The organism is Euzebyella marina (genome assembly GCF_003687485.1).
GTDB classification, from domain to species: Bacteria; Bacteroidota; Bacteroidia; order Flavobacteriales; family Flavobacteriaceae; genus Euzebyella; species Euzebyella marina.
Map to the genome: position 1 here is coordinate 3,415,379 of NZ_CP032050.1, position 11,619 is coordinate 3,426,997.

Annotated in this window: 9 protein-coding genes; all 9 read left to right on the forward strand. The window is 40.2% G+C overall.

What is annotated here, in order from left to right:
- The first annotated feature begins 30 nt into the window (after nucleotides 1–30).
- The 9 genes from D1013_RS14600 to D1013_RS14640 all read left to right on the forward strand — a co-directional run bounded on the left by D1013_RS14600 (nucleotide 31) and on the right by D1013_RS14640 (nucleotide 11,426).
- Nucleotides 31–2,235, forward strand: a complete 2,205-nt coding sequence (locus D1013_RS14600) for a RelA/SpoT family protein (protein ID WP_121849536.1) — start codon at nucleotides 31–33, stop codon at nucleotides 2,233–2,235.
- A 53-nt stretch (nucleotides 2,236–2,288) separates the two neighbouring features.
- Nucleotides 2,289–2,744 carry a Fur family transcriptional regulator gene (locus tag D1013_RS14605; RefSeq protein WP_121849537.1) on the forward strand — a complete coding sequence of 152 codons (456 nt, stop codon included), beginning with the start codon at nucleotides 2,289–2,291 and terminating at the stop codon, nucleotides 2,742–2,744.
- Nucleotides 2,745–2,757: 13 nt separating this feature from the next.
- A complete protein-coding gene (locus D1013_RS14610; protein WP_121849538.1) occupies nucleotides 2,758–4,029 on the forward strand; it encodes an adenylosuccinate synthase in 1,272 nt (423 codons plus the stop codon).
- Between the two features lie 119 nt (nucleotides 4,030–4,148).
- Nucleotides 4,149–5,900: an OstA-like protein gene (locus tag D1013_RS14615; protein ID WP_121849539.1), complete on the forward strand. Its 1,752-nt coding sequence runs from the start codon at nucleotides 4,149–4,151 to the stop codon at nucleotides 5,898–5,900.
- Between the two features lie 21 nt (nucleotides 5,901–5,921).
- Entirely contained in the window at nucleotides 5,922–7,103 is a 1,182-nt protein-coding gene (locus tag D1013_RS14620; RefSeq protein ID WP_121849540.1) for an aspartate aminotransferase family protein, read from the forward strand.
- 97 nt (nucleotides 7,104–7,200) lie between these two features.
- Entirely contained in the window at nucleotides 7,201–8,601 is a 1,401-nt protein-coding gene (locus tag D1013_RS14625) for a tetratricopeptide repeat protein (protein ID WP_121849541.1), read from the forward strand.
- Between the two features lie 141 nt (nucleotides 8,602–8,742).
- Nucleotides 8,743–9,657, forward strand: coding sequence for a polyprenyl-phosphate transporter (locus D1013_RS14630; protein ID WP_121849542.1), 915 nt, complete (start codon nucleotides 8,743–8,745; stop codon nucleotides 9,655–9,657).
- A gap of 10 nt (nucleotides 9,658–9,667) precedes the next feature.
- Complete coding sequence (locus D1013_RS14635) at nucleotides 9,668–10,690, forward strand: DUF368 domain-containing protein (RefSeq protein ID WP_121849543.1); 1,023 nt, start codon at nucleotides 9,668–9,670, stop codon at nucleotides 10,688–10,690.
- Entirely contained in the window at nucleotides 10,683–11,426 is a 744-nt protein-coding gene (locus D1013_RS14640; RefSeq protein ID WP_121849544.1) for a shikimate dehydrogenase family protein, read from the forward strand. Before D1013_RS14635 ends, D1013_RS14640 begins: the two co-directional genes overlap by 8 nt.
- The last annotated feature ends 193 nt before the right edge of the window (nucleotides 11,427–11,619 follow it).

Genomic DNA, 11,619 nt, shown 5'->3' on the forward strand with positions numbered 1-11,619 from the left:
ACTATATAGATTATCCTATTTTTATTTTATATGACGGAGGCAGCTTTAGAACTAGAAAACAAAGAAATTGCAAAGCAATACAAAGAATTGCTTCGCATAAGCTATCAACATCTTACCGATGATGACAAGACCCTTATTCGCTCAGCTTTTGAGGTAGCATTGGATGCCCATAAGGATCAGCGAAGAAAATCAGGAGAAGCCTATGTATTTCATCCTATAGCAGTTGCCAAGATAGTTGCCTCTGAAATCGGTCTTGATGCGGTGGCTATTGCCTCGGCTCTTCTTCACGACGTGGTGGAAGATTCAGAATATACTCTTGACGACATGGAGCGCATGTTCGGAGAAACCATTGCCCGCATTGTTGACGGACTTACTAAGATTGCCCACCTGAAAAAGGATATGAGCACCTCACAGCAAGCGGAAAACTTTCGCAAAATGTTGCTCACCCTTCATGATGACGTCAGGGTAATTTTAATCAAGATTGCCGATCGATACCATAATATGCTTACTATGGATTCGATGCCCGAGCACAAGCAAGTTCAAATGGCATCGGAAACTTTGTATATATATGCTCCACTAGCCCATAGAATCGGGCTTTACAATATTAAAACCGACCTCGAAGATTTAAGTCTCAAGTATACTGAGCCGGAAGTCTACAGAGACATTAAGGAAAAAATTGAAGATTCTAAAGAAGAGCAACAAGCCTACATTGATGCCTTCTCGGCCACTATAGACAAATCTTTAAAAGAAGAAGGACTCAATTATTACATTAAAGGCAGGATGAAATCTATCTTCTCTATCAGAAGAAAGATGAAGGCCCAAAATGTGTCTTTTGACGAAATTTACGATAAGTTCGCTATTAGAATTATTTATAAGTCGGACAGGCAGAACGAAAAGTTCTTGGCCTGGAAAATTTATTCTATAGTAACCGACCATTTCACCCCTAACCCAGTTCGATTACGCGACTGGATATCCTCCCCCAAATCGACCGGCTATGAAGCCCTGCACATTACCGTTATGGGCCCAAAAGGTAGATGGGTAGAAGTTCAGATTCGAAGTGAGCGTATGCATGAAATTGCAGAAAAGGGGTATGCGGCTCACTTCAAGTACAAGCATGGTGAACAAAAAGAACAAGGCATTGAGATGTGGCTCAACAGACTTCAAGAAGCTTTGGAAAACGCCAATTCGAATGCCGTAGATTTTGTTGAAGAGTTCAAATTGAACCTATATTCCAAAGAAATTTTCGTCTTCACCCCTAAAGGAGATTTGAAATCGCTTCCCAAAGGGGCCACTCCACTAGACTTTGCCTTTCATATTCACACCGAGGTGGGTATGCGCACCAGAGGTGCCAAGGTAAACGGCAAATTGGTTCCTTTAAACACCACATTACACAGTGGGGATCAGGTTGAGATTATCACTTCCGACCAAGCAAAACCGAATCAAAACTGGCTTGATTATGCCACTACCGCCCGTGCAAGGGCAAAAATCAAATCTTCATTAAGGGAAGAGAAAAAGGTTGTCGCAGATGAAGGAAAAGAAATTTTGCGCCGAAAGCTACGTTCGCAAAAAGTTACGTTGAACGAAGACTCCATCAACAAAATGGTCATCTACTTTAAGCTAAAAACCAGCTTAGATCTTTTTTACAGAGTCGGTATTGGGGCTATCGACAATCAAATGATCAAAGATTTTGTGTCGTCTTACAGTAATGCTTTTATCAGCTTCTTTAAGAATAAAATTCGAAGAACCCCTGTTCCTGAAAGCATTGATAGAGAAGAAATCACTTCAAAGTTCGATGTACTGGTTTTTGGTAAGGAAGAGGAAAAACTCGAGTATACCCTTTCTAAATGTTGCAACCCCATTCCAGGTGATGAAGTATTTGGTTTTGTGACCGTTAACGAAGGCATAAAAGTGCATAAAAAAGCCTGCCCCAACGCGATACAATTACAATCGAATTATGCGTATCGTATCATCACTGCCAAGTGGATCGACTCTACACAAGAAGAATTTCAGAGTGAAATCAAACTTACAGGTATCGACAATCTTGGTCTCGTAAATGAGATAACCGAAGTCATTTCAGACGATATGCATGTAAACATGCGCAATTTAAATTTCAGTACCGATGGTGGCACCTTCACAGGCCGTATCACTGTAGTGGTAAAGAATAACGGCATTCTCAAAAAGTTGATTGAAAACCTCAAGCGCATCAACGGAATAGATAAAGTAACCCGTTTGTAGATTTGAATTAAAATATAACTGTACATTTGCAAATTGTAGTACGTACTCTTGTTATGGCAGAAAATAAAAACCAAGAAATAGTCAAAAACGTATTTACCACCTTTCTAGAGGATAACGGGCATCGAAAAACACCCGAGCGTTACGCTATTTTACAGGAAATATATGATAGTGAAGAGCATTTCGATATAGAATCGCTTTACATTAACATGAAAAATAAGAACTATAGGGTAAGCCGGGCAACCCTATACAATACCATTGAATTGCTTTTAGAATGCAAACTTGTTCGCAAGCACCAATTTGGTAAGAGCCAGGCACAATACGAAAAGTCATATTTCGACCGCCAACACGATCACGTAATACTTACCGATACAGGTGAGGTCGTAGAATTCTGCGACCCTCGTATTCAATCTATAAAAAAGACCATAGAAGAGGTTTTTGATATCAAGATCAGTAACCACTCTCTTTATTTCTATGGCACCAGAAATAAAAACGAAAACACCAACAGCTAAGCGAAAATTTTAAATGGCAGTAGATTTATTGTTAGGATTACAGTGGGGAGACGAAGGAAAAGGAAAAATCGTCGATGTACTGACCAAAAACTATGATATAATTGCCAGATTTCAAGGAGGTCCGAATGCTGGGCACACCTTGGAATTTGATGGCATTAAACACGTACTTCATACCATTCCTTCAGGTATATTTCACAAAAATGCCATTAATATAGTTGGCAATGGGGTGGTAATAGATCCTGTTATTTTCAAAAAAGAGTTAGAAGCCCTTGAGCAGTTTAAAATCGATATAAAATCGAAATTGCTCATTTCCCGTAAGGCACATTTAATTTTACCTACCCATCGTTTGCTCGATGCTGCTTCTGAAACTTCTAAAGGTAAGGCCAAAATAGGCTCGACCCTTAAGGGTATCGGCCCCACCTATATGGATAAAACAGGTCGTAACGGCATGAGAATAGGTGATCTTGAGATGAGCGATTGGAAAGAAAAATACCGTGCCCTTGCCGACAAGCACGAAGCTATGATCGACTACTACAATGTTGATATAGAATATGACTTGGCCGAGTTGGAAAACGAATTCTTCAAATCAGTAGAAGCACTAAAAAAACTCACCTTTATCGATAGTGAAGAATATCTGTTTCAGGCTCAAAGGTCAGGTAAGAAAATTTTGGCCGAAGGCGCGCAAGGATCACTTCTTGATATCGATTTTGGCACCTACCCTTTCGTAACTTCCAGTAATACCACCGCCGCTGGTGCTTGTACTGGTTTAGGCGTTGCACCGAACCAAATCGGTGAGGTGAAAGGTATCTTTAAAGCATATACAACACGTGTGGGTAGCGGACCGTTTCCTACCGAGTTATTCGACGAAGATGGTGAAACCATGGGAAGAGTCGGCAACGAGTTTGGCGCTACTACGGGTAGACCAAGACGCTGTGGCTGGCTTGATATTGTAGCTTTGAAATATGCCGTTCAAGTTAACGGTGTTACAGAGCTTATGATGATGAAGGCTGATGTTCTTAGCGGATTCGAAACCATTAAAATATGTACGGCATACAACTATAAAGGTGAAAAAATCACTCACCTACCATACAATATTGAAGCCGAAAACGTTACCCCGATTTACAGCGAGATGAAGGGTTGGAAAGAAGATTTAACTAAAATGTCGAAAGCCGACGAGCTGCCAAAAGAGCTTGCTGCTTATATAGAATTTTTAGAAAAAGAGCTTGAAGTGCCTATAAAGATCGTATCGGTCGGTCCTGACCGTACTCAAACGATTTTAAGATAATCTTGGGTTTAGCAAAGAAGGTTTAGGTGCCTAGACTGCTATAGGTACTTGCTAAATCTTTGCTAAACTCTATTCCATAGACCACAAAAAGACTATTTTTGGACAAAATCTAATAGGAATTGAATCTAATTTCCCGCATTCTAATTTTCCTAGCGTGTTCTACCATTTGTTATGCACAGGGGCAAAACCAAAGTGCTGACACCGTTCAAAACAAGCAGATCAATATCGTCTACGGGGCCAACTTTACGAAGAACGAGGCGCAGTTTCCGGGTGCTTCGATTTTCAGTAAAGATACCCGACAAGTTCAGTTTGAGCACCAAGGGGCTGATCTCTGGTGCGACATAGCCATTTACTATCAAAAGGAAAATAGGCTTAGGGCTCTAGGAAACGTTCGCTTGCAACAAGGAGACTCCATCGAACTTACTAGTGGAAAAATAAATTACGATGGCGAGACCAAATTGGCAAAAGCCTACGAAGATGTTCTTCTAAGAGCTGATCAGCAGACAGGTCAAATGACGCTTCGTACAGACACCCTTTATTTTGATAGAGAGAATCAAGAATCGTATTATAACAGTTCGGGTACGATTGTAGATTCGACCAACACACTCACCAGTGAAATAGGGCGCTATTTTATGGAACTGAAGAAATATCAGTTTCTAGATAGTGTACATATCCAAAATCCGCAATATACCTTAGATTCTGAACGCTTAGATTACTACACGACCTCAAAGAACGCCTACATGTACGGTGCTTCGACTATCACAGGGGAAAGCTATAAAATTTACTGTGAACGAGGTTTTTACGACACTAAAATAGAGAGTGGTTACGGAATTAAAAACACCAGAATCGACTACAACAATAGAATAATCGAAGGTGATAGTGTCTTTTTTGACAAAGCGACCGAATTTGCTTCCGCGACTAATAATATAGTGGTGACCGATACGGTAAACGACGGTGTTATAAAAGCGCATTATGCAGAAATTTATAAGGCAAAAGACTCCGTTTTCGCCACGAAAAGAGCTGTCTCTATAAGTTTGGTAGAGCAAGATTCCCTTTATATGCACGGCGATACCTTAATGGTTACCGGAAAGCCAAAAAATAGAATTTCACGCGCTTTTCATAATGCCAAATTCTATAAAACCGATTTGAGCGGCAAATGTGACTCCCTTCACTTCTCCGAAAAAACCGGAATTACCCAACTAATAAGAAATCCGGTACTATGGAATGGCGAAAACCAAATGACCGGTGATAGTATTCATTTGATATCAAACTTGAAAACCGAAAAACTCGATTCTTTAAAGGTAATCAACAATGCCTTCATCGTATCGCTTGATAGTATCAGTAAAACAGGTTACAATCAGGCAAAGGGCAAAGATCTTTTTGGTAAATTCATCGATAACGAATTGAAAATTATTGACCTCATAAAGAACACAGAAGTCATCTATTACATGTACAATGATGATGACGAGCTCATTGGTATCGATAAAACGATTTGTAGTAAAATTCGAATTACGATGGCCAATAACGATGTGGAAGACCTTACCTTTTATACCGATCCTGATGGTGATATATTTCCAGACAAAGAGCTTCCTTTTGAAAGTAGAAAACTAAAAGGCTTTGTTTGGCGGGGAGATGAGAGAATATTAAAAATGGAAGATATTTTTGATGAGGACGACAATAATTTAGAGCTGGTCGTTATCAATGGTCTCGACAACCCAATCGATATTGATGCATTGGAGGCCGAACGTGATCAAAATTCGAACGACCCCGTAAATGGCATCCCTCCGACCAAAAACGTTCCTATCAATACCAAGGTTTCCGACAGACCAAAACAAATTAAGGTTACCTCCGACCCGAACCAATTCCAATAATTCATTAGAAAATTAGCGGCCATGACAGATGATTTCTTAAAATATCAGGCCCAAACCTCTCCTCACCCTCTGGCAATGGAGGTGGAAAAGGCTGAAGGCAGTTATATCTATGACACCGGCGGTAAAGCCCATCTTGATTTTGTAGCAGGGGTTTCTGCGTGTACTTTAGGCCATTGCCACCCCGAAGTGGTTTCTGCCATTAAAGACCAGACGGAAAAATACATGCACGTGATGGTGTATGGCGAATATGCCCAAGCACCCGCAGTTGAATACACTAAATTATTGGCCTCGGTTCTACCAGCAGGCCTGGATACTACCTATTTGGTCAATTCGGGCACCGAAGCAGTCGAAGGCGCTTTAAAATTGGCGAGAAGGGCTACAGGAAGAAGCCAGTTGATAGCCGCCAAAAATGCCTACCATGGCAACACCATGGGCAGTTTGAGCGTATTAGGCAATAAAGAAAGAAAAGGACCTTTTAGACCCTTGCTTCCCGATGTGCACTTCATCAGGTTTAATTCTGTTGATGATGTAGAGAATATAACCCACCAAACAGCGGCCGTAATTTTAGAGACTATTCAAGGAGGGGCCGGATTTATTCTTCCGGAGAAAAATTACCTCCAAGAAGTTCGTAAGCGATGTGATGAGACGGGTACACTACTGATTCTTGATGAGATTCAACCAGGTTTCGGCAGAACAGGTAAATTGTTTGCTTTTGAACACTATAATATTGTTCCTGATATTCTGGTTATCGGTAAAGGCATGGCTTCAGGTCTTCCAGTAGGTGCTTTTGTTGCCTCCAATGCCCTAATGGCCCATTTACAACATAGCCCAAAATTAGGTCATATTACCACCTTTGGTGGAAACCCTGTAATTGCTGCGGCTTCGTTGGCCACCTTAAAAAAATTGGTTCAATCAGATATTATGAAACAAATCTCAAAGAAAGAGGCCTTGTTTCGAAGGTACCTTCGACACCCTCTTATTGAGGAAATTAGAGGTACTGGATTGATGCTTGCCCCCATACTAAAATCGGCTGAATTGGCTAACCATGTAATTTTGACATGCGCCCAAAAGGGACTGATTCTCTTTTGGTTACAGTTCGAACCGAGGGCCTTACGAATCTCGCCACCCCTGACCATGTCAGAACATGAAATAGAAATCGGATGTGGCACAATACTTGAAGTTTTAAATGCATATGAGCAATAAGCTGTTAACTAATTTGTTAATAATATAGGCTCCAACGGAAAAAAAAGTGCCTTTCAAAAGGTTACTTTTAATTCCATAGTTTAACCAAAACGTTCTTATGGCGTTAGAATCTAACGAAAGGCCAGACCAATCCATCGCCAAGTTTGAATCAATGCTCAAGACTGACGATGTTTATTTCTTCGATGCCGAAGATTTTGAGGATATCATCCATCACTATCTGAACAACGGCAAGATTACCTTGGCCAAAAAAGCAATTAGAATTGGGCTTCAACAGCACCCGGGTTCCATTGAACTAAAGCTACTCGATGTAGAGGTTCTTGTTTTTGAGAACCATCTCGACCAAGCCGAGCAGTATCTCGATGAGCTTCAATTACTGGATAGCAGCAATGAAGAAATCTTTATTCAGCGGGCCAATATTTTCTCTAAAAAAGACAATCATGAGGCCGCTGTCGAGTTTCTGAACAAAGCTCTAGACCTTACCGATAATAGCTTTGATATTTATTCCCTTTTAGGAATGGAGTATCTCTTTATGGACGATTACAAGCTGGCCAAAGAGAGTTTTATGCGCTGTGTAGATTTCGATGAGCAAGATTATTCATCGCTTTACAATGTAATCTACTGCTTTGAGTTTTTAGAAGATCATGATGGTGCCATTGTTTATCTGAACGACTATTTAGAGCGCAATCCGTATTGCGAGGTCGCTTGGCATCAATTGGGTAAGCAATACATTGCCAAAAATATGCTTTCGGAGGCATTGACCGCCTTTGATTTTGCTATCATTTCCGATGACACTTTTATCGGCGCCTATTTTGAAAAGGGAAAGGTTCTTGAAAAACTGGGCAAGTACAATGAGGCTATAGAGAACTACGAGACAACCATTCAAATGGAAGACCCGACCTCTCATGCCTACCTAAGAATTGGTAAATGCTATGAGCGATTGGAGAACGATGAAATGGCCAAGTACTACTATTATCACACGGTACATGAAGACCCTCTTCTAGATAAGGGTTGGTTGGCGATTACCGATTTCTACTATAGACGTAAAAACTACAAAAAGGCACTATTCTATGTGAATAAGGCCTTGAATATCGATGGTGAAAATCCGCAATATTGGAAAAAATGTGCCATGATCAATTTTGCTCTTGAGCGCTACGATCAAGCCGATTTTTCTTATAAGCAGGCCGTAGACCTTGGCAATTATGAATTGGGCACATGGCTCGATTGGGCAGAGGTCATTAAAAGAAATGATGATTTACCAGGGGCCATTCATGTATTATCACAGGGACAAGAATTCTATCCGGATAACGCTGAACTAAAGTATAAAACAGCGGGATGCTACCTTGACATGAACGATACCATCAATGCTCGAATTTGTTTAATTGATGCATTAAATCTAGATTTTAAAAAACTAGATGCATTCAAACAAGAATATCCACAATATGCGGCCACCGACTGGTTGCGTGGTATCGTGGCCAAAATCGAGAAATCGCTAAGGTAAATCTCTCTTTTCGAGGTTAATATCAGATTTGATTATCTGTGGTTCAATTTTCTACCTTGGTTTCGACCGGCACGCTTTGCCTTATTTTAATCACGATACCATTTTAAAAAGGTTATTTTTGTTTTCGCTCAATTAATTTCAATGGAGAACAGAAACTTATTTCAATACTTTTTAGTCACATTAAAAGGCATGGCCATGGGTGCTGCCGACGTTGTGCCTGGTGTTTCAGGTGGTACAATTGCGTTTATTTCCGGTATTTATGAAGAGTTGATTACTTCAATAAACAATGTAAACCTATCATTGATCAAAACGTTGAAAGAAAACGGCTTCAAGTCTGCATGGCAACAGCTGAACGGTAATTTTCTAGTTGCCCTTTTTATCGGAATAGGCATCAGTGTTCTGTCATTGGCTAAATTGGTGAGTTGGCTTCTTGAGAACAAGCCTATTCTTATTTGGTCATTCTTTTTTGGTTTGGTCATCGCCAGTATTTTATTGGTAGGTAAAGAGGTAAAGAAATGGAACGTGGCCACAGTAATCGCCTTGATTATAGGTGCCGCAACCGCCTACTACATTACTACTCTGCCCCCTTCAGGTAGTGTAGACAGTCTCCCGTTTTTGTTTCTTTCGGGCGCACTTGCCATCTGTGCCATGATTTTACCCGGAATTTCAGGGGCGTTTATATTAGTTCTACTCGGTTCTTACAAAACCATTATCGACGCCCTGCACAATATGGATTTCAAGATAATAGCAGTGGTCGGAGCTGGCGCTATCTTTGGTATTTTGAGTTTTGCACGTCTTTTGAAATGGATGTTTACCCATTACAAAAATTTGACCTTGGCGCTATTGACCGGCTTTATTATCGGTTCTCTGAACAAAATTTGGCCTTGGAAACGCGTTTTGGAAACCCGTACAATTGGCGAAAAAATAATTACCATCGACGAGAACGTTTCACCATTCAATTTTGCAGGCGACAACCAATTAGTAATTGCAATAGTTGCTGCGTTGGTCGGATTTGGTCTTATTTTTATCTTAGAGCGCATCGCAGCAAAAAAATAAGAGCACTTACATGTACGAACCCCGGTCATTTTTAGACAAGCTCTTTTTGGTCATTAAAGGCCTGTGCATGGGGGCTGCCAATAAGGTTCCCGGTGTATCGGGTGGCATTGTAGCCTTTGTGGCCGGCTTTTACGAAGAGTTTATCTATTCCCTTCAAAAAATCAATACCAAGGCTTTTAAGCTACTTTTCAATGGTAGGTTTAAAAGTTTCTATCGGTATGTAAACGGCCCTTTTCTTTCTCTACTTCTTTTTGGTATGCTGGTCAGCTATTTCAGCATTTCGAAGTTGTTGGATTATTTTTTGGAACAAAAAGAACTGTACGTTTGGGCTGCTTTCTTCGGAATGATTTTGGGGTCTATTTATTACATCTCAAAAGATTTTGAACATTGGAACCGAACCACGATAACCTCGGGAATTATCGGTCTTATTATAGGAATCTCCATTAGTTTTCTGAGTCCAGCAAAAGAGAACGACAACCTATTTTTCATCTTTTTATGTGGCATGATCAGTGTTTCGGGTATGACCCTGCCGGGGCTCTCAGGATCTTTTATCCTCATTCTTCTAGGAAATTATGTATTGTTGCTGGTCGATTCGGTCAACGCATTGTATGACACTTTTGCCGAAATACTCAGAGGTGATTTTAGTTTCGTCGATAATGGTGAACGTCTAGATACCTTAGTTATATTGGCAGTTTTCACGGTAGGTTCAGCTACTGGTTTGGTGAGCCTATCCCATTTGTTGAGTTATGTTCTAAAGCACTTTAAACATATTACCACGGCGGTAATTATTGGTTTTATTACGGGGTCTTTAGGAGTGGTATGGCCATGGAAAAAAACTATTATAAAAACGGACAGTGAGGGAAATGCCATCTTAGATTCTAACGGCAAACAGATCATAGTCAACTACGAACGTTACCTGCCCGATTGGGGCAGTTATGAAACGTGGTGGGCCCTTTTTTTCGTAATTGTGGGTGTAGTTATATTGCTTTCTTTGGATTGGTACGGAAAAAACAGAAAAAAGAATAATGATTGATAGCAAAAAAAGGTTTGGCCTTGTCGGAAGAAATATTTCTTACTCTTTTTCTAGAGGATATTTCAAGAAAAAGTTCGAAACCCTGCAACTGGAAAATCACTCGTATGAGAATTTTGACCTTCAAGAGGCTGATCAGTTTCCTGATATGCTCAAAAACAATAAGGATTTAAAGGGTTTAAACGTAACCATACCCTACAAACAAGATGTTATTGAATTTTTGGATAGTCTAAGTCCTCAGGCAAGTGAAATTGGTGCAGTCAACACTATTCAATTTACGCCTTCGGGTCTTGTAGGGCACAATACAGATGCCTATGGCTTTCAAAAATCACTAGAACCCCATTTAAAGGCTCACCATACCAAAGCTCTCATTCTAGGCACTGGGGGCGCATCTAAGGCCATTGCCTACGTATTGAAAGAACTAAAAATAGAGTTTAAAATCGTTTCAAGAAGTCCTCTAGAGAATCAGTTGAATTATAATGATCTTGACGAAAAAACGATTAAAGAGCACACGCTGATTACCAACTGTACCCCACTTGGCACGCATCCCAATATAGAATTTAAACCTAATATACCGTATAAGTTTATTGGTAAAGACCATTTACTTTTTGACCTGATTTACAATCCTAATAAGACCGCATTTCTTAAAGAGGGTGAATCAAGAGGTGCTCAAATCTGTAATGGATTGAGAATGCTTGAATTGCAAGCTGACAGGGCTTGGGAAATATGGAATATGTAATGTCATTTCTTAACAACCGGAATCTATTTTGATATAATCAAGATTTTCTGGCTTCACTAGCTTCTAAGAGTGAATTTAATTGACGCCCCGACCCGATTGCTGTGGTTTCTTAAAATAATGTGAGAACCTTTGTACTTTATAAGGTTGTTAGTATCTTACCATTAAATAGAGCTGATGTTTAAAATCACAATTC